The sequence below is a fragment of the Thermobacillus sp. genome, assembly GCF_003390775.1.
Lineage (GTDB): Bacteria > Bacillota > Bacilli > Paenibacillales > Paenibacillaceae > Thermobacillus > Thermobacillus xylanilyticus.
In genome coordinates this window covers 1-21,947 of the sequence record NZ_QEWA01000022.1, presented here as the reverse complement: position 1 = coordinate 21,947, position 21,947 = coordinate 1, and the positions used below count along the sequence as shown (strand labels likewise).

General features: G+C 61.4%; 24 protein-coding genes and 1 riboswitch. Of the genes, 1 reads left to right on the top strand and 23 read right to left on the bottom strand.

Annotation, left to right across the window (positions count from 1 at the left end):
* Positions 1-28: 28 nt before the first annotated feature.
* The 22 genes from C6W55_RS01775 to C6W55_RS01670 all read right to left on the bottom strand — a co-directional run bounded on the left by C6W55_RS01775 (position 29) and on the right by C6W55_RS01670 (position 19,712).
* On the bottom strand, positions 29-562 hold the full coding sequence (locus C6W55_RS01775) for a redoxin family protein (RefSeq protein WP_213485092.1): 534 nt from the start codon (positions 560-562) through the stop codon (positions 29-31).
* Positions 563-646: 84 nt separating this feature from the next.
* Positions 647-1,387 carry a pseudouridine synthase gene (locus tag C6W55_RS01770; RefSeq protein WP_286891139.1) on the bottom strand — a complete coding sequence of 247 codons (741 nt, stop codon included), beginning with the start codon at positions 1,385-1,387 and terminating at the stop codon, positions 647-649.
* Positions 1,388-1,515: 128 nt separating this feature from the next.
* Positions 1,516-2,016, bottom strand: coding sequence for a spore maturation protein (locus C6W55_RS01765; protein ID WP_483316341.1), 501 nt, complete (start codon positions 2,014-2,016; stop codon positions 1,516-1,518).
* Between the two features lie 39 nt (positions 2,017-2,055).
* The gene (locus C6W55_RS01760; protein ID WP_286891136.1) at positions 2,056-2,769 is read right to left on the bottom strand and encodes a nucleoside recognition domain-containing protein; all 714 of its coding nucleotides are present in this window, start codon (positions 2,767-2,769) and stop codon (positions 2,056-2,058) included.
* A gap of 3 nt (positions 2,770-2,772) precedes the next feature.
* Positions 2,773-3,951: a D-alanyl-D-alanine carboxypeptidase family protein gene (locus tag C6W55_RS01755; RefSeq protein ID WP_286891135.1), complete on the bottom strand. Its 1,179-nt coding sequence runs from the start codon at positions 3,949-3,951 to the stop codon at positions 2,773-2,775.
* Between the two features lie 153 nt (positions 3,952-4,104).
* Complete coding sequence (ytfJ, locus tag C6W55_RS01750) at positions 4,105-4,581, bottom strand: GerW family sporulation protein (protein WP_015254778.1); 477 nt, start codon at positions 4,579-4,581, stop codon at positions 4,105-4,107.
* Between the two features lie 136 nt (positions 4,582-4,717).
* Positions 4,718-5,317, bottom strand: a complete 600-nt coding sequence (locus C6W55_RS01745) for a DUF2953 domain-containing protein (RefSeq protein WP_286891133.1) — start codon at positions 5,315-5,317, stop codon at positions 4,718-4,720.
* A gap of 238 nt (positions 5,318-5,555) precedes the next feature.
* The gene (gene scpB / locus C6W55_RS01740) at positions 5,556-6,161 is read right to left on the bottom strand and encodes an SMC-Scp complex subunit ScpB (RefSeq protein WP_286891132.1); all 606 of its coding nucleotides are present in this window, start codon (positions 6,159-6,161) and stop codon (positions 5,556-5,558) included.
* A complete protein-coding gene (locus C6W55_RS01735; protein ID WP_286891131.1) occupies positions 6,130-6,912 on the bottom strand; it encodes a segregation and condensation protein A in 783 nt (260 codons plus the stop codon). Before C6W55_RS01735 ends, scpB begins: the two co-directional genes overlap by 32 nt.
* 35 nt (positions 6,913-6,947) lie before the next feature.
* Positions 6,948-7,418: a 6,7-dimethyl-8-ribityllumazine synthase gene (ribH, locus tag C6W55_RS01730; protein ID WP_041854346.1), complete on the bottom strand. Its 471-nt coding sequence runs from the start codon at positions 7,416-7,418 to the stop codon at positions 6,948-6,950.
* An 8-nt stretch (positions 7,419-7,426) separates the two neighbouring features.
* Entirely contained in the window at positions 7,427-8,653 is a 1,227-nt protein-coding gene (locus C6W55_RS01725) for a bifunctional 3,4-dihydroxy-2-butanone-4-phosphate synthase/GTP cyclohydrolase II (RefSeq protein ID WP_213485083.1), read from the bottom strand.
* A gap of 37 nt (positions 8,654-8,690) precedes the next feature.
* A complete protein-coding gene (gene ribE, locus C6W55_RS01720) occupies positions 8,691-9,359 on the bottom strand; it encodes a riboflavin synthase (RefSeq protein WP_015254784.1) in 669 nt (222 codons plus the stop codon).
* 2 nt (positions 9,360-9,361) lie between these two features.
* A complete protein-coding gene (gene ribD / locus C6W55_RS01715) occupies positions 9,362-10,480 on the bottom strand; it encodes a bifunctional diaminohydroxyphosphoribosylaminopyrimidine deaminase/5-amino-6-(5-phosphoribosylamino)uracil reductase RibD (RefSeq protein WP_286891129.1) in 1,119 nt (372 codons plus the stop codon).
* A 436-nt stretch (positions 10,481-10,916) separates the two neighbouring features.
* Positions 10,917-11,107, bottom strand: a riboswitch (FMN riboswitch).
* A 500-nt stretch (positions 11,108-11,607) separates the two neighbouring features.
* Complete coding sequence (locus C6W55_RS01710) at positions 11,608-12,039, bottom strand: peptidylprolyl isomerase (RefSeq protein ID WP_015254787.1); 432 nt, start codon at positions 12,037-12,039, stop codon at positions 11,608-11,610.
* 168 nt (positions 12,040-12,207) lie between these two features.
* Positions 12,208-13,539 (bottom strand): diaminopimelate decarboxylase, encoded by a 1,332-nt coding sequence (lysA, locus tag C6W55_RS01705; protein WP_015254788.1) that lies wholly within the window; start codon positions 13,537-13,539, stop codon positions 12,208-12,210.
* Between the two features lie 129 nt (positions 13,540-13,668).
* Positions 13,669-15,549, bottom strand: coding sequence for a spore germination protein (locus tag C6W55_RS01700; protein ID WP_015254789.1), 1,881 nt, complete (start codon positions 15,547-15,549; stop codon positions 13,669-13,671).
* 45 nt (positions 15,550-15,594) lie between these two features.
* Entirely contained in the window at positions 15,595-16,029 is a 435-nt protein-coding gene (locus C6W55_RS01695; RefSeq protein WP_015254790.1) for a stage V sporulation protein AB, read from the bottom strand.
* Positions 16,022-16,678: a stage V sporulation protein AA gene (locus C6W55_RS01690; RefSeq protein WP_286891127.1), complete on the bottom strand. Its 657-nt coding sequence runs from the start codon at positions 16,676-16,678 to the stop codon at positions 16,022-16,024. The genes C6W55_RS01695 and C6W55_RS01690 overlap by 8 nt, the downstream gene beginning before the upstream one ends.
* A gap of 128 nt (positions 16,679-16,806) precedes the next feature.
* The gene (gene sigF, locus C6W55_RS01685; protein ID WP_015254793.1) at positions 16,807-17,562 is read right to left on the bottom strand and encodes an RNA polymerase sporulation sigma factor SigF; all 756 of its coding nucleotides are present in this window, start codon (positions 17,560-17,562) and stop codon (positions 16,807-16,809) included.
* 22 nt (positions 17,563-17,584) lie between these two features.
* Positions 17,585-18,031, bottom strand: coding sequence for an anti-sigma F factor (gene spoIIAB / locus C6W55_RS01680; RefSeq protein WP_015254794.1), 447 nt, complete (start codon positions 18,029-18,031; stop codon positions 17,585-17,587).
* Entirely contained in the window at positions 18,028-18,381 is a 354-nt protein-coding gene (gene spoIIAA / locus C6W55_RS01675; protein WP_015254795.1) for an anti-sigma F factor antagonist, read from the bottom strand. Before spoIIAA ends, spoIIAB begins: the two co-directional genes overlap by 4 nt.
* Positions 18,382-18,518: 137 nt before the next feature.
* Positions 18,519-19,712, bottom strand: a complete 1,194-nt coding sequence (locus tag C6W55_RS01670; RefSeq protein ID WP_015254796.1) for a D-alanyl-D-alanine carboxypeptidase family protein — start codon at positions 19,710-19,712, stop codon at positions 18,519-18,521.
* A gap of 590 nt (positions 19,713-20,302) precedes the next feature.
* Here C6W55_RS01670 and C6W55_RS01665 point away from each other — a divergent pair.
* On the top strand, positions 20,303-21,058 hold the full coding sequence (locus tag C6W55_RS01665) for a transposase (protein WP_052835873.1): 756 nt from the start codon (positions 20,303-20,305) through the stop codon (positions 21,056-21,058).
* Positions 21,059-21,254: 196 nt separating this feature from the next.
* On the opposite strand, the gene istB is transcribed toward C6W55_RS01665, so the two are convergent.
* The coding region (gene istB, locus C6W55_RS01660; RefSeq protein ID WP_286891121.1) for an IS21-like element helper ATPase IstB at positions 21,255-21,947 on the bottom strand (693 nt) is incomplete at its 5' end.

Below are 21,947 nucleotides of genomic sequence, written 5' to 3'. Positions count from 1 at the left end.
GCCAATGCTGCCTGCTCCTTTCCGGATGTCACGCCTCCATCAGTTTCAGAATGCGCTGTTCAATGTCCTCTTCGGTCATTCCGCCGACTTTGATGTCCTGAATTCGTCCGTCGCGGCTGATGAAGAACGTTGTCGGATAGGAACGCAGCGCATATTTCTTCTCGATCATCCGATTCTTGTCGCGCAGGATCGTATAGTGCAGATCGAACCGTTTCAGAAAATCCCGCACGGTGATGTCGTCCTCGCTCAGATTGATCGCAAGCACGACGAGCCCTTGATCCCGGTATTTCAAATATTGCCTGTCGATCGCCGGCATCTCCGCCACGCACGGCGGGCAGAAGCTGCCCCAGAAATTAATGACCACGGGTTTCCCCTTGTAATCGTCAAGGCTGTGCAGATTGCCTTCGATATCGGCCACATTCTCGAACGACGGCGGACGTCCGCCGATCTTGGGCTTGTCATCGTCCGACACGAACAGCGTCTTGCCGACCGCGTAACCGCCGAGCAGCAGAATGCCGATCAGGATGACGTATTGGATAATCTTGCGCTCCCGGCCTTTCATCCGCTGTCCACCTTTCCGTGAGTTAACCGTTATTCTCCATCATTATAACGAATCCCGGCGCCTTGGGGCTCCGGGGCTGAATCGTTATTTATGAACTTTATGTGACCTTTCGGCTTCCATTAGCAGCGCCTTCACCTCTTCGGGCTTGAGTTCGCGGTACTTGCCGCGGGGAATGCCCTGCAGGGTAAGACTGCCGAAGCGCACGCGCCTCAGCCGCTTCACCGGATGGCCGATCGCTTCGAACATCCGCCGCACCTGCCGGTTGCGTCCTTCGTACAGCGTAATCTCGATGGTCGCCTCGCTCTTGTCCATATCCACGTCCCGATACTCGACTTCCGCGGGAGCCGTCATGCCGTCGTCCAGCCTGATGCCTGCCGCCAGCTTCTCAAGGAGCGTGCCGTGCGGGATCCCCTTCACGACGGCATGGTACGTCCGCGGGATATGGCCGGAAGGATGCGTCAGCTTGTTGGCGAAATCGCCGTCGTTCGTGACGATGAGCAGACCTTCCGTATCGTAATCGAGACGTCCGACCGGGTACACCCGTTCCTTGACGTCGCGGAAATAATCAGCCACCACCCTGCGCCCTTCCGGATCGCGGGCGCTCGTGATGACGCCCTTCGGCTTGTTGAACGCGAAGTACAGCTTTTTTTCCAGGCGGATGGGGCGTCCGGAGACCTTGATCTCGTCGACGGCCGGATCAGCTTTTGCCCCGAGCGTGCGGACGACCTCGCCGTTCACTTCCACCTGGCCGGACAGGATCAGTTCTTCGCATTTCCGCCGCGATGCAATCCCTGCGCGGGCCATGATCTTCTGCAGTCGTTCCAATCGTTGTCACCTCTTGTCAACATCATACCCGTCCGCGGGCAAAATCACAAGCGGACCGCCCATTGGCAAGCGAAAACGGGAACCTCCGGCGGCGTGTTGCCGGAAGTTCCCGCTTGTCACCGGGCGCTTCACCCGAAAACAATCATGCAGACGGCGATGGCGGCGACGAATCCGACCAGATCCGAGAACAGCCCGACCTTGAGCGCGTAGCGCGTACGGCGGATGCCGACCGCGCCGAAATAGACGGTGAGCACATAGAGCGTCGTGTCCGTGCTGCCCTGGATGGTCGACGCGATGCGGCCGATCATCGAATCCGGCCCGTACGTCTTGATGAGATCAGTCGTATACGCCAGCGATCCCGCGCCGGTGATCGGCCGAAGCAGGCCGAGCGGCACGACTTCGCTCGGCACGCCCAGCCGCTCGAACAGCGGCTTTACCGCAGCGAGCATCAGATCCATCGCACCCGAAGCGCGGAACATGCTGATGGCCGTGATCATGCCGACCAGATGCGGAATGAGCCCGACGGCCGTCCCGAAGCCGTCCTTCGCGCCTTCGACGAACGATTCGTACACCGGCACCTTGCGGTAAGCCGCGTACAGCGGGATGAAGGCGATCATGGCGGGGATCATCCAGGCGGAGAGCGTCGTGACGAGCGCGTACACCGGCGCTCACCCGCCTTCCGCATGCGGCGGACGGCCAGAACCGCCGGCTGCCGGCGGCAGCGGTTCTTCCGCCGGACGCCGGGATCTCCCCGCGCGTGTCGTCCGGGGCAGCCCGGCCGGCGGATCCGACCGGTGCGGCGGCCGCAAGGCGCGGCTGCGATACCAGCGGTCGGCCAGCAGCGCCGCGCCCGTCGCGATCGCCGTGGCGGCGATGGTCGTGCCGACGATTTCCGCCGGATTCGCGGAGCCGAAGTTCATCCGGATCGCGATGAGCGTCGTCGGCACGAGCGTAATGCTCGACGTATTGATCGCAAGCAGCGTGCACATGGCGGGCGTGGCCGTCCTCGGATCGGGATTCAGCTTCTGCAGCTCCTGCATCGCCTTGATGCCCATCGGCGTCGCGGCGTTGCCGAGCCCGAGCAGATTCGCGCTCATGTTCGACATGATGTATCCGATCGCCGGGTGATCCTTCGGCACGTCGGGGAACAGGCGACGGACGGCCGGACCGAGCAAGGCCGCCAGCTTCCCCAGCAATCCCGCGTCCTCGGCGATCCGCATCAGGCCCATCCAGAACACGAGCACGCTGATGAGCCCGAAGCATACAGTAACGCCGGTCTGCGCGCCGTCGAACGCCGCCTTGGTCAGTTCGTCCATCCGGCCGGTCGCGGCGGCGGCGATGAAACTGAGCACGATCATGCCGAGCCAGATCAGGTTGACCACGGCTCACACCTCCCGCATCAGCAGCGTCAGACCGACCGTCCGCAGGGCGGAGAGCAGCGTGCGCGCCGCCGGCCGGGCTTCCGGCTGCGGCCCGGCGCCGGACGAAACGGCCTTCCGGTCAGCCTGGCCGCGCGACAAGCCGGGCTGCTCCAGCAGCTTCAGCGGCACCGAACCGATCGGCACGCCGCCGAGCTCCAATTCCAGCCGCCCGGCATCGCCGAGCAGCGTCCGGACATCGTCCTGCGGGCGGACGACGAGCCGCGTCGTGATCCGCTCCCGCTCGCCTTCCGCCAGCGGGTAACGGAACGTGCGTCCGGCCGCCAGACTGTAGCCCGCGATCTTGCGGCCTTCTTCCACAATGGTTCGCAGCGGATAATGCCGGAACCCCCAGTCGAGCAGCCGCTGATGATCGGCCCAATCGTCTCCGTCATTGAGCGTGACGGCCGCGAGCTGCTGTCCGCCCCGCGTGGCCGAACTGACGAGGCAGCGGTGTGCCAGTTTCGTATAGCCGGTCTTGACGCCGTCCGCCCCTTCGTACATGGTGAGCATTTTGTTCTTGTTCGTCCATATGTAATCCCATTCCGCGTTCGGATTCGGCACCTTCTTGACGCGGGTCTTCACGATTTCGCGGAATACCGGATTGCGCAAGGCGTATGCGGTAAGCCTCGCCAGATCGTTCGCGGACGAATAATGATCGTCGTGGTCAAGTCCGTGCGGGTTCATGAAATGCGTGTTCGCAAGTCCGAGCTCGCGGGCTTTCTCGTTCATCATCCAGACGAACCCTTCCTCCGAGCCGCCGACATGCTCGGCGATCGCGACGGCGGCGTCGTTGCCGGAGCGAAGCATGAGGCCATACAGCAGGTAGTGAAGGCTCATCTCCTCGCCGACCTTGAGGTAGATCGATGATCCTTCTTTGCCCGCCGCGCGGCTGCTCGTCTTGACGATATCGGACAAGTCGCCGTTCTCGATGGCGACGATCGCGGTCATGATCTTCGTCAGACTGGCGATGCGCATCCTTTTGTCGCCGTTGTGGCTGTAAAGCAGCCTTCCCGATTCGACGTCGATCAGCGCGGCGGCTTCCGCGTTAGTCTCGATCGGGCGGGGCGCGGCGGCGGCTCCCGGCGAGACGGCCGATGCCAGCAGAGCGGCGACGGCCAGAATCCATAGCATGCGCGGCTTCATCCTGCGGCTTCCTCCTTCGCGGACTGGCGGATCGGGCGCGAGTCAGGCCGCGCCCGACCCCCGGGTCTTGTACCATCGTATGTCCGAGCCTCCGCCCGAATGCTTCGGTCCTGCAAAAGCCGAAAAAAACTGCCCTTGAGCGGGCAGTTGCCATCAGACGACCGGGGTGTTCGCCGTTGTTGCTTCCGTCTCGATCTGCGCGTCCGAAACGTGCTTGTGCGAGCCGGATTTCATCATGGCCGAAAGCTTGTCGAGCATCTTCGGAGCCGAGTCGATGACGCGCTCCCACAGGTGGGTCTGGTTGTCCAGCGAAACGATCTTGACGCCCTGCGAGCCGACGACCAGGAACGCGATCGGTGTAATCGAAACGCCGGCGCCGCTGCCGCCGCCGAAAGGAAGCGAGACTGTCGCGTTATGCTGATCGACCGAAGCGTGCGTCGGTTCGGAATTGCCGTCCAGTTTGATGTCGGAGCCGCCGGCGACAAAGCCGAAACCGACTTTCGAAATCGGCAGGATAACGCTGCCGTCCGGCGTCTGCACCGGATCGCCGACGATCGTGTTGACGTCCACCATCTCCCGGATGCTCTCCATGGCGGTCTCCATCAGCCCTTGGATCGGGTGCTCGAGCATGTTCATCCTCCTTCGTCGGTTAATGCTGCTGCTCACGCATGGTTAGGTTGCCCCGGGCCGGATTCTTTATGCCGCGCGATTCAGCGGGCGTGCGGCCCGCATGGCAAAGCGTTCTGTGAACGCTGTTCCCGCAGCGCTATGTACGCTGAGGCTCGGCCTTGTCCGGCTTCGTCAGCAGCTTTACCCAGCCTTCGATTCCGCCGCGCACGCGCAAGATCCGGCCAAACATGCTCAGGCCGGCAAGCAGCAGCAGGCCCGCGCGGATCCGGGCGGTGAAGGTCAGATTTGTCTTGAACACGGATGAACCGAACAGCGGCTCCACGCGCAGCACCGGCTTCGCGCAAAGGCGCAGACGGTGCGACAGGAAGCCCGTCAATCCCGCCTGGAGCGACCAGGCGGCCCCGGTCATCATCGCCGTCCAGAACGCGTCGCGCAAGCCGATGACCGTATGCCATTCCCACTCGGTCAATCTCATTCTGGCTGCCAGCCGCTTGACGACATGGGTCAAATGAAAGGTCAGCCGGAGGGCCAGCCTGGTATTCCGGAAAAACCGCTCCACATCGTCCCGGTCGATATGCGCGACGCCCTGCTGTCCGCGCTTCACGAGAAATTCCGTGCCGGACCAGGACCAGTCGAACGCCTTCACCACCGAGCGCCGACGGATCAATCCGTACAGCGCGCGGATTTCCAACTCGGCTTCATCATCCGCGCCGACGCGGCGGTAACGCCCGCGCACTACGACATCCGAACTGCAGACGGCTGTGAGCATAATGATTGCGGCGACGGAAAACCAAAACCAGGCAAACAGCATCGTCGATCCCCCGCTTTCCGACGCGTTGCCATGGATAGTATGCTCTTCCGCTGCCGGATTATGCCGCAGACCGGACGGCTGAAAAAACGGCAGACCGAAAGCGCCGCCTGGGCGCGCTCGGTCTGCCGTCGTCAGGATTGATATGATGGTGATCAGGCCTTGATCAGTTTTCGTCCCTGAATTCGTCCAGCGTCATCTGCATGCTGTCAAGCTTCTCGAACAGCATCTGCGTCTGCTCGGCCAGCAGATCCTGCTCGGCTTCTTCCGGCTCGGGCAGGGCGCTCAGATCCGGCAAACCGAAATAGTCGAGGAAAGCTTTCGTCGTGCCGTACAGGATCGGCCGTCCGATCGCGTCCGCGCGGCCGACTTCCTGGATCAGTTCCTTGTTCACCAGCGACTGCAGCGCGCGATCGCTCTTGACGCCGCGGATTTCCTCGATCTCGACGCGCGTGACCGGCTGGCGGTAGGCGATGATCGCCAGCGTCTCCAGCGCGGCCTGCGACAGACTCTGCCGGCCGGGCGTATAGGCCAGCTTCTCGAAATAAGGCGCATGCTCCGGCACGGTGGTCAGGCGATAGCCTCCGGCCACTTCGGCGACGCGCAAGCCCCGGCCCTCGCGGACCATGTCCGCCTTCAGTTCTTCGGCGGCGTCCCGCGCCAGGGCGGGGTCGCAGCCGAGGATCTCGCCGAGCTGCTTCGCGCTGATCCCTTCGTCGCCGGCCATGAACAGCAGCCCCTCAATAATCGATTTCAAGGTCTTGTAATCCACTCGCCGCCGCATCCCCTCTCCATTGAATGACGATATCGTCGAACAACCGATGCTGGAAACAGTACACCGCCCGCCGCTTCATCAGTTCCAGGATGGCGAGAAACGTCACGACGATCTCCTGGCGGTCCATTTCCCGCCGGATGAGCTTCGAGAACTTGACGGTCGAATGCTCCCGCAGCAGTTCGGCAATATCGCGGATCCGGTCCTTGACCGAAATTTCGTCGCGCCTCACCGTGGAGACGATGTTGCGGCGCGCCTGCCGGCGCAGCGCGCGCATATAGGCCGCGGCCAGGTCGGCCGGCACCAGTCCCTGAACCGGATTTTCCGGCTTGGACGGCATGTAGGGCGTCAGATCTTCGGGCTCCTTCGTGTAGACAAGCCCGCGGTCGGTCTCCAGCTCGCGCAGCTTCCCGGCGATTTCCTTGTATTTGCGGTATTCGACCAGCCGCCGGATCAGCTCTTCGCGCGTATCGATTTCGTCATCCTCGAAACCTTCGGGCCATTCTTCCTCCACGACCGGCGGTTTCGGCAGCAGCTGCCGGCTCTTGATGGCCAGCAGCGTGGCGGCCATGACGAGAAATTCGCTCGTGATCTCGAGTTCGAGTTCCTGCATGGCGTTCAGATACGCCAGATATTGGTCCGTGATCTCGCTGATCGAAATCTCGTGGATGTCGATTTCCGCCTGATCGACCAGATGGAGCAAGAGGTCGAGCGGCCCTTCGAATGTCTCGAGTTTGTAATGGATCGTCACGCTTAGAGTTCCCTTCGCTTCGGCTGTATCAATTTTCAGGCCTGGATAGCCCGGGTCAGGTTCGCCATTTCAATGGCCGTGACGGCGGCGTCCCAGCCTTTGTTGCCCGCTTTCGTGCCGGCCCGCTCCACCGCCTGTTCGATCGTGTCGGTCGTCAGGACGCCGAAAATGACCGGCACGCCCGTCTTCAGCGAGATCGCCGCGACGCCCTTGGACACCTCATTGCAGACGTAATCGAAATGCGGCGTCGAGCCGCGGATGACCGCGCCGAGCGTAATGACGGCGTCGTACTTGCCGCTTTCCGCCATCTTCTGCGCGATGAGCGGAATCTCGAACGCGCCGGGCACCCAGGCGATCTCGATCTCCGAATCGTCCGCTCCGTGCCGCTTGAGCGCGTCAAGGGCGCCCGACACCAGCTTGGATACGATAAACTCGTTGAACCGTCCGGCGACAATGCCGTATTTGAGCCCTTGTGAGACCAGCTGTCCTTCGTACACTTTCACCATTGCATCCGTCATCCTTTCTCTCCACCCAGGGAATTCAGATCGAGCATATGCCCGAGTTTCGTCTGCTTCGTCCGCAGATAGCGGACATTGTCTTCGTTCGCTTCCATCTGCAGCGGCACCCGCTCGACCACCTCGAGGCCGTAGCCTTCGAGACCCTTGATCTTGCGCGGATTGTTCGTGAGCAGCCGCATTTTGCGCACGCCCAGATCTTTCAGAATCTGCGCGCCGATGCCGTAATCGCGCAGGTCGGGCTTGAAGCCCAGTTTAATATTCGCGTCGACCGTGTCGAATCCCTGCTCCTGCAGCTTGTACGCCTTCAATTTGTTGATCAGCCCGATGCCCCGGCCTTCCTGGCGCATATAGAGCAGGACGCCGCAGCCGGCCGCGTCGATCTGGCGCAGCGCCGCCTCGAGCTGCGGACCGCAGTCGCATCGGTGGGAATGGAACACGTCGCCGGTCAGACATTCGGAATGGACGCGCACGAGCACCGGCTGGGAAGGATCGATCTGCCCTTTCACCAGCGCGACGTGCTCTTTCGAGTCGACATCGTTCGTATAGGCGATCGCGCGGAACACGCCGAAATCGGTCGGCATCCGCACCTCGACGACGCGCTGGACCAGATTTTCCTTCTCGTTCCGGTAGCGGATCAGGTCCCGGATCGTGATCAGCTTCAACCCGTGCTTCTCGCGGAACTTGAGAAGATCCGGCAGTCTCGCCATCGTGCCGTCGTCTTTGATGATCTCGCAGATGACCGCCGCGGGATAAGCGCCGCACATCCGCGCCAGGTCGATCGCCGCTTCGGTATGGCCGGCGCGCCTCAGCACGCCGCCTTTCTTTCCAATCAACGGGAAAATGTGGCCCGGCCGCCGGAAATCGGTTGGCTTAGCCTTCGGATCGATCAGCGCCTTCACCGTTTGGGCGCGTTCGAACGCCGATATGCCCGTCGTCGTCGAAACGTGGTCGACCGAGACGGTGAACGCCGTGCCGTGATAATCGGTATTGTGGCTGACCATCGGCGGCAGGTCAAGCTCCTCCGCGCGTTCCGGCGTAAGCGGCACGCAGACGAGGCCGCGGGCCTCCGTGATCATGAAATTGATCACCTCCGGCGTCGCCTTGTCCGCCAGCGCGATCAGATCGCCTTCATTTTCCCGGTCTTCGTCGTCCACGACGATAACCGGCTTGCCCAGGATGAGATCGTATATCGCATCTTCGATCGCATCGAATTCCGGTTTCATCGCACTCCCTCCGTTTCTTCGCGTATCCGTTTGTCTATCAGATAAAACCGTTCTCTCTGAGCAGCGCCTCCGTCAGGCCGCTTCCGCCGCCTTCCGGTCTCTCTCCCGGCTTGCGTGCGAATCCGAGCAGATGTTCCACATATTTGCCCAATATGTCGCACTCCAGATTGACGCGGTCTCCGGGCCGCTTGTACCGGAGCGCCGTCATCGCCAGCGTGTGCGGGATGATGGAGACGTTGAAGCTTCCGCCGTCGACCCTCGCGACCGTCAGGCTGATGCCGTCCACCGCGACCGAACCGCGCGGCACGATGTAGCGCATCAATCCGGGATCGTCCGGCCGGAAGCCGAACCAGACCGCGTTGCCTTCGTCTTCACGAGACACGATGACGCCCGTGCCGTCGGCATGGCCCTGCACGATATGGCCGCCGAACCGGCCGTCCGCCGGCATCGCCCGCTCCAGATTGACCGGGCTGCCCGGTTTTAGACTGCCCAGCGTTGTGTGCCGGTAAGTCTGCGGCGTCACGTCCGCGGTGAACACGCCGCCGCCCATCGACGTCACGGTCAGGCAGACGCCGCTGACCGCGATGCTGTCGCCGATCTTCGTGCCTTCGAGCACCCGGTCCGCCTCGATTGTCAGCTCCATCGACTCGCCCTTCTTCACAGCCCTCACGAGCCGTCCGACTTCTTCCACCAGACCGGTGAACATGATCAATCCCCTCCCTGCGCGGACTGCTCCGGATAACCGGTGACACACCAATCGTCTCCGTACTGTTCGATCACAATCCGGGTCAGTTCGACCGCTTCCGCCATCCGCTCGGCAATCGGCCAGTCGAACAGCGGAATTCCGCCGCTGCCGACGATTTTCGGCGCGAAGAAGACGGCGATCTTGTCGACCAGCCCGCCCTGAAGCATCGCGCCGTTGAGTCTCCCGCCGCCCTCGAGCAGGACGGAGCCGATTTCGCGCTCACCCAGCTTTCGCATCGCGTCGCGCAGATCGACGCGTCCGCCTTGCGCGGCGCAGCTGATCACCTCTGCGCCCGCCGCCTCTAGTGCGCGCCGCCTGCCGCTGTCCGCGTCCACCGCGGCGAGCACGATCGTCGGCGCCTGACCGTCGGTGAACAGTTTCAGGTGCAGCGGCAGCCGAAGCTGCGAGTCGACGACAATGCGCACCGGATGGAGGCCCGGAACCGGCGTCCGCGTCGTGAGCGACGGATCGTCCTTGAGCGCCGTGCCGGCGCCGATCATGATCGCGTCATGCCAATGCCGCAGCGTATGCACAGCCGCCCTCGACTCCTCACCGGTCACCCACCTGCTGTCACCCGAACCCGCGGCCAGCCTTCCGTCCAGCGTCGCGCCCGCCTTCAGCGTCACGAACGGCAGTCCGGTGCGGATATATTTCTCGAACGCTTCGTTCAGCTTCCGCGACTCGGCTTCGAGGACGCCGCTGACGGTCTCGATGCCGGCGGCCCGCAGCTTCGCGAGGCCGGTCCCCGACACCTTCGGGTTCGGATCCGTCGCCGCGGCGACCACGCGGCCGACTCCCGCTTCGATCAGCCGGTCGGCGCAGGGCGGCGTGCGGCCGTAGTGGGAACACGGTTCGAGCGTCACGTAGACGGTCGCGCCGCGCGCCTCTTCTCCGGCCATCTTCAGCGCGTGGATCTCGGCGTGCGCTTCGCCGCGCCTCAGGTGGCTGCCGAGGCCGACGATCCGGCCGTCCTTCACGATGACGCAGCCGACGACCGGGTTGACGCCGGTCTGACCGCGCGCCTTCGCGGCAAGCTCAAGCGCCAGCCGCATGTAGTATTCGTCATCCAATCGGTCAATCACAACAAGAAAACCTCCGAAGTTCGTTCCTTCGGAGGCTTGGAGAATGCGGACAATTGTGCGCACGCAAGGAGCGTCCGTTACCGCGAGACTTGGGTTCGGTCGGATACTATTTTCGACACGGAGAGGACGGAATGGCACGTTGTTCACGGACGTGCCAAGGCGTCGGCTGCCGGAAGCAGCGCATGCCTTGTCCGGCGGTGCGCATGACGAACCGGATGCTGCGGGTTCCGGATTCGCGGCCGCATATGCCCAGACATGCACGGATATACCGGTCATTCACGGTCAGGACGGTGTGTGCCCGGTCATGGCCGAACAGGTGCAAACCCGCCATTCGGACATGCCCGAACCGCCTGACCATCGGCCGGCGCCGTTCGCCGAACTCTCCATGTGAAAAAAAGTACAATCCTTGCTGTCTCAATGCAGTTGCGCTTCTGCCCGCTTCCTTCTCCCATCCAGACTGTTACTGTCGGCTCCGGAATTGCACCGGATCCACCGTGCCGCCGTCCGGCCAATGTGCCATCCGTTTTCGGCCCGGGTCACGGGCTGACGCCGGTTCCGCGGCATTCCGCCGCACATGGAACCGCGATCACCGCCGGTAGGGACTTCCACCCTGCCCCGAAGGAAACGTTCATAAATGCGTACAGATGAATAGTAGCACCGTTGCCGAGGATTTGCAAGAAACGCCGAAAGAGCGCCCGGCTGTGGCTGCCTCTCGGCGGTCTCACGATGGCTGTCGGTTCGCCAGGTGCCGCGAAGTTCGCCCAACGGCCGACTCTAACGGCATTTCGTGCCGTTAATGTGTCGCCCGGGCATGTTTCCGGGCTCAATAACGGCAATCTGTGCCGTTAATAGCCGACTGAAGCTGCCAGGGACGCCCGACAGCGGGTTCTAACGGCATTTCGTGCCGTTAATCCGCCGCTCGGGCATGATGCAAGGCCCGCTAACGGCAATCCGTGCCGTTATAGGCCGACTGAAGCTGCCAAGTGCGCCCGACAGCCGGCTCTAACGGAACCACGTTCCGTTAGAACGCCTCGCAACCAGATGACGGATACGCTAACGTTACCACGTTCCGTTAGCCGGCACGTCCCGCCCGCGGACCAGCGGCCCCGCAGCCCGCGGTAATCGAATCACACCTCGTAAATTTCGACTTTCTCCATGACGTCGCGCCCTTTGAACGCGTCGACATGCTCCATTCCTTTGATCACTTTGCCGAACACCGTGTGCTCGCCGTCCAGATGCGGCTGCGGCTGGTAGCAGATGTAGAACTGGCTGCCGCCCGTGTTCCGCCCGGCATGCGCCATGGCGACCGATCCGCGCTCATGTTTGTTCGGATTGATCTCGCAATTGATCGTATAGCCCGGGCCGCCGGTGCCATTGCCGTTCGGGCAGCCGCCCTGCGCGACGAATCCCGGAATGACTCTGTGGAAAGTCAGCCCGTTGTAGAATCCTTTGTTCGCGAGCGTCTCGAAATTTTTCACCGTGTTCGGCGCGTCTTTCTCGAACAGTTCGATGATGATCTCCGCGCCGTTCTGCATTTTGATCCGTGCCTGCTTGGCCATGTTCCGGCGTTCAACTCCTCTGTCCAACGTATGCACCCATCATACTACAAACCGCCCAACGGCGCAAAAAAGCCGCCCGCCGCTCAGAAAAAAACTTCCCCGAACCGCCGCCAGACCGCCGAATGGTCGACAGCCGGCTTGCGGCCGAGGAAGCTCAGGTGCGGCCTGTCAGTTCGCCGCCGGCGCGGCTTTCAGCCGCTCGGGCAGCAGATCGTTGCCGACGATGTCTTCGTACGTTTCGCGCCGTACGACGAGCGACGCCTGGCCGTCCTTAACGAAGACGACCGCCGGACGCGGAATCCGGTTGTAGTTGCTGGACATCGCGTAGTTGTAGGCGCCGGTGCAGAACACGGCGAGCAGATCCCCCGGCTTCACGGCCGGAAGCTCGATGTCCCAGATCAGCATGTCGCCGCTCTCGCAGCATTTGCCCGCGATGGATACCTTCTCGGTCGCCGGATCGTTCATCCGGTTCGCCAGCACCGCTTCGTACTTCGAGCCGTACAGCGCCGGACGCGGATTGTCCGTCATGCCGCCGTCGACGGCGACGTACTTGCGCACGCCCGGAATGTCCTTCGTCGTGCCGACAGTGTAAAGCGTCGTCCCGGCGTCGCCGATGATGCTGCGGCCCGGTTCGATCCAGATCTCGGGCAGCGGATACTGTGCCGCGGTGAAGTTCGTCCGGACCGCATCCGCGATCGCCTGGACATACGTTGCCGCTGGAAGCGGCTTGTCCTCGGCCGTGTAGCGGATGCCGAAACCTCCGCCCAGATTGATGACGCGGAACAGGATGCCGAGCTCGTCCCGCACCTGGATCGCAAACTCTGCCGCTTTGGCCGCCGCCAGACGGAAGCCTTCCACTTCGAAAATTTGCGAGCCGATATGCGAATGGATGCCGAGCAGTTCGAGATGCGGCTTCGCCGCGGTGCGCTTCACCGCTTCGAACGCGGCGCCGCCGGCCAGGTTGAAGCCGAACTTCGAATCCTGCTGACCGGTCGAAATGTATTCATGTGTATGCGCTTCGACACCGGGCGTGATGCGCAGCAGAATGTTCACGCGCTTGCCCCGTTCGCCGGCCAGCGCGTCGAGCAGATCCAGCTCGACGAAGTTGTCGACGACGAAGCAGCCGATGTTCGCGTCAAGCGCCAACGCGATCTCGTCCGGCGTCTTGTTGTTGCCGTGGAAATGGATCCGCTTCGCCGGGAAGCCGGCCTTGAGCGCCGTGTGCAGTTCGCCGCCGGAGACGACGTCCAGCGACAGCCCCTCCTGCTCGGCGACGGCGCAGATCGCCATCGTGCAGAACGCCTTGCTGGCGTAAGCGACCTGGAACGGAATGCCGGTGGCGCGGAACGCGTCCATGTACTCGCGCATGCGCTGCCGGACGAGCGCTTCATCGACAATATAGAGCGGCGTGCCGAATTCAGCCGCCAGAAGCTGAACGTCGCAGCCGCCGATTTCAAGCCGTCCTTCGGCATTGATCTTGCTGGTTCCGTGCAAGTGCATCAAAGATTCTCCCCTTGCGCTGGTTCATCTGATTTGCAGCATATGCACTAGTATATCGCATTCGGAACCAGTGAGAAATGGATTTTTTGCAACAACCTTTGCACTTTTCTGCCGGTTCTTTGCACTTTTTTACCTATTCTCCTGCGAATCCGGGAGCCGGTCCAGTTGTTGCGGCTTCAGCAGCGGATTGCGCTTCTTGTTCTGCAGCTCCGGCGGACGAATGAGCAGGGCGGCCAGCGACCTGCCGTCGAACGGGATGAACGGCCACAGATAGGGCCGGTTGAACGACCGGGTGCAGGCGAGCAGCACGACGAACAGCGCGGTGCCGACGACGAATCCCGGAATGCCGAAAATCGCCACGGCGATGATGAGCGCCAGCCGGACGATCCGGTTCGCCAGCCCAAGCTCATAGTTCGGCGTGGCGAACATGCCGATCGCGGCGATTGCCATGTACAGAATGACCTCGTTGTTGAACAGCCCGGTCTTCACGGCGATGTCGCCGATCAGAATCGCCGCGATCAGGGACATGGCGGTCGACAGCGGCGACGGCGTATGAACGGCGGCCATCCGCATCAGGTCGACCCCGATCTCGGCGAGCACGAACTGCAGAAACAGCGGGATTCGCCCCATCTGCTGCGGGCCGAGGAAGTCCAGCTGCGGCGGCTTCAGCTCCGGCTTCAGTACGAGCAGAAACCAGAGCGGCAGCAGGAAGAGCGAGAAAAAGATGCCGATATACCGCACCCAGCGCAGGTACGTGCCGATAAACGGCGTCTGCCGGTTCTCTTCCGCGTGCTGGGTCAAGTCGAAGAACGTCGTCGGCAGCATCATGACGCTCGGCGTCGTGTCGGTCAGCACCGCGACGCTGCCTTCGAGCAGCTGCGCCGCGACGACGTCCGGCCGCTCCGAATAGCGGACGAGCGGGTACGGATGCCAGCCGCGGTTGACGGTCGTCTCTTCGAGCTGCTTGTCCGCGAGCGGCAGCCCGTACACGTTCACATGCCCGATTTTCCTCTTCACTTCTTCGACCAGTTCGGGATCGGCGATGTCGCGGATGTAGGCGATGCAGACGTCCGTCTTCGTCCGCGCGCCGACGCGGATCAGTTCATACCGCAGGTCCTTGTCGCGCAGCCGGCGGCGGATCAACGACACGTTCGTCATCAGCGTCTCGATAAAACCGTCGCGGGAACCGCGCACGACCCGTTCGAGCGAAGGTTCTTCCGGCGTTCGGTCCGGGAACATCTTCGCGTCGATGATCAGCGCCGCGCGCTCGCGGTCGACGAACAGGGCGGCGCAGCCCGCGAACACGCTGTCCAGCATGTCGTCGAACACATCCGTCTTCGTCACCTGGACCGCGGGCACATACGTCTCGAAGAAAAGTTTCAGCGCGTCCGTATCGAGATCTTCCGCCGTCAGGTACGACAGCCGTTTGAGCACTTCCGTCAGCGCCGCCGAATTGACCAGCCCGTTCATGTAAAAAAGCGCCGTCCGCCGGCCGCCGAACGTCATCTCGCGCAGCACGACGTCGAAACTGGTGTTCAGCCCCGCCTCGCGTTCCAACAGCGGCTTCAGCTCATCGATGCTTGCCGGAATCAGCTGCTTTTCCGCCGGCTGCGATTGCCCGTGCTGTTCCCGGTTCTGCGAGCCGGCTTGTCCATGCCGGGCTTGACTTTGCTCCTCCCGGTTGCGGGCACCGCCTTGCCCCGGCTGCCCCAGGCTTTGCGCACGGGTCTGCCCCTGCCGCTCTCCGTTCTGCCCGCGGGCTTGACCATCCAGGCTCCGCGCCGCCAGGCGGGATCTGCGGCCCGATTGCCGCCCGCGTCCCCGCCTGGAACGCTCATCTTCCGCGGCATGCTTGCCGGAACGATCGTCCTCCGGTTCTTCCCGCTCCGGACGAATCAGCTTCCGCCGGACGGGACGATCGGTGCTCGCTCCCGGTTCCTTCGGCGGTTCGGGCGGAACGACGGGAGGCTGCCATCCGCCATCCTGCTGCATATCGTTTCGTTCGTCCATGGGGCTGTTGCGCACCTCCTGCCGGAATGTGCCGGAAGCCCGGCCTCAGCGATGATAGACGAGCCAATCGAACAGCGAACCGGCCAGCTTGCCGAGCACCAGCGCCCAGACGAGCGCCGGCAGTTTCGACTCCAGCCTGAGCCGCTTCGCCATGATGGGCAGGACGTTGACCACTTCCGTCAGCGCGGCCGCCAGCATGCCGACGAACAGCCCGGTGAACAGGCCGGCCAGCGCGGCAAGGATCTCGGCTGCGCCCGTATGCGGGCTCCGCCAGTCGCCGAAATCAGCCGACATCCAGTACACCGTGCCGGCGATGATGGCCGTCTCGTACCATGCCGCCAGCCGGTATCCCCGGGACAGCTGCGCGAGCCGCGGAATCAGATCCAGAATGACCAGCAGCGCGATCAGGCCGCTTCCGACCGCGAGTCCCCCGGACAGGCCGAGCAGAGCGGCTGCGCCGTTCGCGAGCCATTCAGCCACGGCCGCCGCTCCCTTGTCCGCCGCCTCCCTGATTCCGGTGCAGTTTCCGCATCTCGTCGGCGACGACGTAGGCGTCGACGTTTTCCTGGTACAGATACAGTTCGACCTCGAGCGGACTGGGCTCTTCGCTGAGCTTGCGCCGGATCACGCGGTTGAAGAACAGCACCATGCCCAGACCGACGCCGATCGAATACGGAATCTGGAACCAGAGCGGGCGTTCCGGCCTCGTGCCCGTAATCAGCTCCGTCATGCGCCGATGCACTTCCAGCATGCCGACGTCGGCGTGGAAGTTCATGATGGCGAGCCCCGAGCCGAAGAACAGGAGGAGCCACGCCACAATCAGCATGCCGGGCAGCGGCTTCTGCGGCCGGGCGGCGACCGTGACGAGCGTCTGCGGCTCGCCGACGAACTCGACATCAAGCCCCGGCTCCGCTTCGGACACGGCGCGAATGACGTGCAGCATGTCGATGACGACGCGGTCGCCGTCTTCCGGCTTGTGCCGGTATAGGACCAGCTCCTTCAGCCGCCGCTCCCGCGCTTCGTCGGCGAGCAGCCGGGCGGCGTCGCCGAGCCGCACGTCATCGCCGGGCCGGATGACCAGCCGCTTGTGCAGCCGGACGTACAGCGTGTTCGTTCGCACGGTCGTCATGGACTCACCCTTTCGCGGCGTTCCTGTCAAGTTCTAGTATGAGTGGGAAACGGCCGGCCTAACCGGGAGCCTCCCTGACAAATGCGGGAAATGAGGACGCTGCGGCGGAAACCAAAAGACCAGACCGCCTAAAGCGCGATCTGGTCCTTGATCGTCTGCAAGATTTTCTTCTCGAGCCGGGACACTTGCACCTGCGAGATGCCGAGCCGGCTGGCCACTTCCGATTGCGTCTGGTCGCGGTAATAGCGGAGATAGACGATCAGCCGCTCCCGCTCGGACAACGTCTCGATCGCTTCGCTGAGCGCCAGCCGGTCAAACCACCGTTCTCCTGATTCGTCGGCGATCTGGTCCATCAGCGTGATCGGGTCGCCGTCGTTCTCGAACACGGTCTCATGGATCGACGCCGGCGGCTTGTTCGCTTCCTGCGCGAATACGACTTCTTCGGGCGATATGCCGAGCCTCTCGGCCACTTCGCCGATGGTCGGCTGCCGGCCGAGCCCCTTGGACAGCTCGTCCTTCGTCTTCCGCACCTTGTTCGCAAGCTCTTTCAGCGAGCGGCTCACTTTCAGCGTGCCGTCGTCCCTGAGGAACCGCTGGATCTCGCCAATGATCATCGGCACGGCGTAGGTGGAGAATTTCACGTCGTAGGACAGATCGAATTTGTCGACCGACTTGAGCAGGCCGATGCATCCGATCTGGAACAGATCCTCCGGTTCATACCCGCGATTCAGGAACCGCTGCACGACCGACCATACGAGCCGGATGTTGGCCTGGACCAGCTTGTCGCGGGCATCCGCGTCCCCGGATTGGCTAAGTGCGATGAGCCGTTTTACCTCGGCGTCCTCCAGGTACGGCTGCGACTGCTGTCTCCAATCGACTTCCATGCGGTCCAACCCCTGTGCGCGCTTAGTTGTACAGCGCCTTTTTCGATTCGATCCGCTTCATCATCCGGATCTCCGTTCCTTTGCCAGGTTCGCTCGCCGCTTCGAATTCGTCCATGAAGTTTTCCATGATCGTGAAGCCCATGCCGGAACGTTCCAGCTCCGGTCTGGAGGTGAACAGCGGCTGCCGCGCCAGTTCCAGATCTTCGATGCCCTTCCCTTCGTCGCGGACAATGATCGAGACGGTGTCGCCCTCGATGTGCGCCTCGATCGTCACCATGCCGTCGGGATTGCCGTCGTATCCGTGGATGATGGCGTTCGTCACCGCTTCGGACACGGCCGTCTTCAGATCGTTCAGTTCATCGACCGTCGGGTCGAGCTGCGAGACGAAAGCGGCGACGGCGATGCGCGCGAACGCTTCGTTCTCCGAACGGCTGGAAAACGTCAGGGTCATGCGGTTCGATCCGTTCATGATACTACCTCCAGACTGCCGAGCGCTTCGCGCTCATTCTCGTACAGCGCGACAATCTTGAGCAGACCAGACAATTCGAACAGCCGCCGGACGGCCGGATTGACGCCGCAGATGATCAGTTTTCCGCCGCGGGCGGTCACCGTCTTGTAGCGCCCGAGGATGACGCCGAGGCCCGAGCTGTCCATGAACGCGAGCTCACTCAGGTTGAGCACGACGTGCGTTGCCCTGCCCCTGAGCAGCGCATCCTCGAGCCGCTGCTTCAATCCGTCAGCCGTATGATGATCCAGTTCGCCTTTCAGCCTGACGATCAGCACATTGCGGTAATGCTCCATTTCCTCACGAAGCCGCATTGCCGTTCACTCCTCTCCCTGCTTCAGACAGTCATTTCTACGCAGTCATTTCTACGCGTCCGGCCGACGTTCCTGCCCTGCGACAAAACTAGAACCTGCCGGACAAATTCCGCCGCCGGACGCGTCCGGATTCGCGGTTATGCGATCAATTCCGCGCATGTCCGCTTGAAGAGCGTCCACCAGTTCGCCCGTCCCACGTTCTCCGGCGCTTCGACGTCGAATTCGGCGAGCACGTTCGCGCCCTGATAGACGATGACCTTGCCGATCTTCTGGCCGGCTTTCACCGGCGCCTTGACCGGTTCGTCGAGACGCAGCTCATGGCGGATGTCCTTCATGTTCGCGCCCTTCTTCATCAGCACGCTGTACGGATGCCTTGCCTTCAGCTCAAGCCGCGGCACTTCCCCTTTGGCGATCCGCACCGTGCCGATCGTGTCGCCTTCCTTGTAGATCGGAACGTTCGTGTACATGGCGAACGCGTAATCGAACATCTGGGCCACTTCGGCGTTGCGCGTTTTCGTGTCCGGCTCGCCCATGACGACGGCGATGACGCGGAAGTTGTCGCGCTTTGCGGTCGCGCTCAGACAGAACTTCGCCTCGCTCGTGTACCCCGTCTTCAGTCCGTCCGCGCCGGCGTAGAACCGGACGAGCTTGTTCGTGTTGACGAGCCAGAACGGACGATCGGTGTCCTTCCGCAGATAGTCCTGGTACAGTCCGGTATATTTCGTAATCTCGGTATGCTTCAGCAGTTCCCGCGACATGACGGCGATGTCGTAAGCCGAGGTGTAGTGGTTCTCGGCGGGCAGCCCGTTCACGTTGACGAAATGGGTGTTCTTCAGGCCGAGCTGCTGCGCCTTCTCGTTCATGAGGCGCACAAATTCCTGCTCGGTTCCCGCGATCTTCTCGGCGAGCGCGACGGACGCGTCGTTGCCGGACGCGATGGCTACGCCTTTCAGCAGATCCTCGACCGTCATTTCTTCGCCTGCTTCGAGGAAAATTTGCGACCCGCCCATCGAAGCCGCATATTCGCTCGTCGTCACCTTGTCCGTCAGCTTGATCCGGCCTTCATCCAGCGCCTCCATGACGAGCAGCATCGTCATGATCTTCGTGATGCTGGCCGGCGGCAGCCGATCATGGCTGTTCTTCTCGAAAATGATCGTGCCGCTGTCGGCATCCATCAGAATGGCCGAGCGCGCGGAAGGCGCCAGCTTGACCGCTCCGTCCTGCGATGACGCGGGCGCGCCTTTCGTCTTCTCCTCCGCGGCCGCCGCTGCGGGCAGCGCCATGATCATGGATAAAACCAGCAGCAGTACGGGGCGTAATCTCCTCACCATCATGGTCCCTCCTAAGTCTCTCCGCCGCCCGAAAAAGGGGCAGGCTTCTTCTTGTTAGTTATTACCTAGGATAAGGTGGATTATTCCTTTTCAAGCAACTCTCCGCTCTCACGCCACAATCCACGAAGGTCAGCATTTATAAACACTCTGGTTTCAAAATGCAGTCCGAACGGACGTTGATTGTACCAGAATCGCATTCACTTCAGAATCGTCGAATCTGTTCTTCCAGATAATCGATGTAAAAAATCGTGACGGATTACCCCAAAAAATCGTGCTACTGGTAATTGGGAATTTCCAGATTTGAAGACAGGCTTTACAGGGAGAGGCAGGCGTGATAGGCTTGCAAGCCCGCGATGATTCCTCTCCCACCGCCCCTTCGCGAGAATCACGCCTGCAGAGGCTCCCTGTCAAGCCTGTTGTCGTTTTTCCAGCGAGTGCTGAATAACTGGAAAATGACTGACGATTAAGTCAATTTCATAATTGAAACCCCTTGTGGCAATTGGATATTGGGACATAAAAAAGAGGAGTACCTCCCCAAATTCTCGAAGTTTTAGGTGACCAAACCAAAACCGAGAAAGGAGTACTCCTCCATGTATCATATTCGACAAGAAGAACTGTTTTCCTTCGAGCAACTGATGGAAATGGAGATTACCCCCAAAGCGGATACGGTGTTGGAACAGTTGCCGATTGGAAAAATCCTTCATGCCATTGGTAGCCACAAGACCCGCGGTCGTCCCGAAACCTTGAACACAAGAGCGATGATCTACTCTTTGATCATCGCCAAGCTGGAACATATCCGTTTCATCAAGGATTTGGTTCGCCGATTGAAAGAAAGCCTTGAGTTTCGCACCCGGTGCCGCTTTACTGGATCCGACCGGATTCCGAGCGAGGCCTCCTATTCCCGATTGATCACCAAGCTTCAGCAAGCGGATATTTTGCAAAAGATTCAGGAGGACCTGGTGAACCAGGCGATGGAGGAAGGGTTTGTTGCGGGGGATGTACTGGCCGTCGATTCTTCCCATATTGAGGCCTTTGACCGCAATCCTCGATTGGACAAGAAGGGCAAATCGACACCAAAGCCTGCACAAGAAACCGATACCCCCGTCTTGTTTGACGAATCCGTCGTGATGAAACCGGAAGAACGCAAGCCGGAAAAACCGAAACGGAATAAACGCGGCCGCATTCCGAAAGCGGAAAAAGCGGAATGGGAAGCCCGGCTTGAAGCGTACAAGGCTTCCCTCAGCCTGTTTGAACGAGAGGTTGCCGACATGCTTCATGCTCCCCGCCACGTACAAGGAGCTTCGAGCGGACCTGTCGCAACATGCAAGTATGGGGGTCAAGGGTGATCCGCGCGGAACGGGGCAGGTGAGGTTTTGGTACGGCTACACGTTGAACCTCCTGGTGAAACTGCAAGAGCCAGTATATTATCGCCAGTGAGACCTGCTCCGCCCATGTCAACGACCAGCGTATGGAGATCATGCTTCTCCAGTACTGTAACCGTCAAGTACCTTTGAACAAATTTTGCGAATTTATTTTCAACAACTAGAAATTTCCAAATATGGTTTGGCGGTGCTTGAGCCGGTAGCTGTCTCCTGTCAGGTGAATCACCTCGCTTCGATGCAGGATCCGGTCCAGAATGGCGGTTGTGACGGCCGGATCCCCGAGCAGTTCTCCCCAATCTTCCGGTCCTTTGTTGGACGTCAGGATGATGGAGGCCTGCCCATACAGTTTGTTGATCAACTGAAAGAACAAGTGAGCCTCCTGCCGATCCAGCGCCATGAACATCAGATCGTCCAGAATCACCAGATCGGAACGGATGATCCGATTCACCCGCAGCTGGGCGTTTCGGGAAATCTCTTGCGTCTTCAAGAGATGCAACAACTGATCCATCGTGACGAAACTGACGCTATATCCTTGATTCAATGCCTCGACGCCCAGTCCAATCGCCAGATGCGTCTTCCCGACGCCTGGCGGGCCCAGAAAGAGCAAGTTATAATGCTGCTCCAGCCACATCAGTTCCCGAAGTTGCTGCAACTGACGTTGTCCCAGGGACGGTTGTTCGTCGACCCGAAATTCGTCCAACGTTTTCAGTTCCGGGAACGCGGCGCGTTTGTACCGACGGGCAAACTGCTTTTCTTCCCGTTTTTTCAACTCGTACGAAAGCACGCGCTGCAAACACTGGCGGTAACTCCACTGCCTGGTTTCGGCTTCCATCAGGAGTTCGTCCAGCGCCCC

Excerpts from the sequence above, each read along its gene's own strand:
- C6W55_RS01775 (WP_213485092.1), bottom strand. The coding sequence starts at position 562 with ATGAAAGGCCGGGAGCGCAAGATTATCCAATACGTCATCCTGATCGGC.
- C6W55_RS01765 (WP_483316341.1), bottom strand. The coding sequence starts at position 2,016 with ATGATCCCCGCCATGATCGCCTTCATCCCGCTGTACGCGGCTTACCGC.
- C6W55_RS01755 (WP_286891135.1), bottom strand. The coding sequence starts at position 3,951 with ATGAAGCCGCGCATGCTATGGATTCTGGCCGTCGCCGCTCTGCTGGCA.
- ytfJ (WP_015254778.1), bottom strand. The coding sequence starts at position 4,581 with ATGCTCGAGCACCCGATCCAAGGGCTGATGGAGACCGCCATGGAGAGC.
- ribH (WP_041854346.1), bottom strand. The coding sequence starts at position 7,418 with ATGGTGAAAGTGTACGAAGGACAGCTGGTCTCACAAGGGCTCAAATAC.
- C6W55_RS01725 (WP_213485083.1), bottom strand. The coding sequence starts at position 8,653 with ATGAAACCGGAATTCGATGCGATCGAAGATGCGATATACGATCTCATC.
- ribE (WP_015254784.1), bottom strand. The coding sequence starts at position 9,359 with ATGTTCACCGGTCTGGTGGAAGAAGTCGGACGGCTCGTGAGGGCTGTG.
- C6W55_RS01710 (WP_015254787.1), bottom strand. The coding sequence starts at position 12,039 with ATGGCCAAGCAGGCACGGATCAAAATGCAGAACGGCGCGGAGATCATC.
- lysA (WP_015254788.1), bottom strand. The coding sequence starts at position 13,539 with ATGCACTTGCACGGAACCAGCAAGATCAATGCCGAAGGACGGCTTGAA.
- C6W55_RS01700 (WP_015254789.1), bottom strand. The coding sequence starts at position 15,549 with ATGGACGAACGAAACGATATGCAGCAGGATGGCGGATGGCAGCCTCCC.
- C6W55_RS01690 (WP_286891127.1), bottom strand. The coding sequence starts at position 16,678 with ATGACGACCGTGCGAACGAACACGCTGTACGTCCGGCTGCACAAGCGG.
- sigF (WP_015254793.1), bottom strand. The coding sequence starts at position 17,562 with ATGGAAGTCGATTGGAGACAGCAGTCGCAGCCGTACCTGGAGGACGCC.
- spoIIAB (WP_015254794.1), bottom strand. The coding sequence starts at position 18,031 with ATGAACGGATCGAACCGCATGACCCTGACGTTTTCCAGCCGTTCGGAG.
- spoIIAA (WP_015254795.1), bottom strand. The coding sequence starts at position 18,381 with ATGCGGCTTCGTGAGGAAATGGAGCATTACCGCAATGTGCTGATCGTC.
- C6W55_RS01670 (WP_015254796.1), bottom strand. The coding sequence starts at position 19,712 with ATGGTGAGGAGATTACGCCCCGTACTGCTGCTGGTTTTATCCATGATC.
- C6W55_RS01665 (WP_052835873.1), top strand. The coding sequence starts at position 20,303 with ATGTATCATATTCGACAAGAAGAACTGTTTTCCTTCGAGCAACTGATG.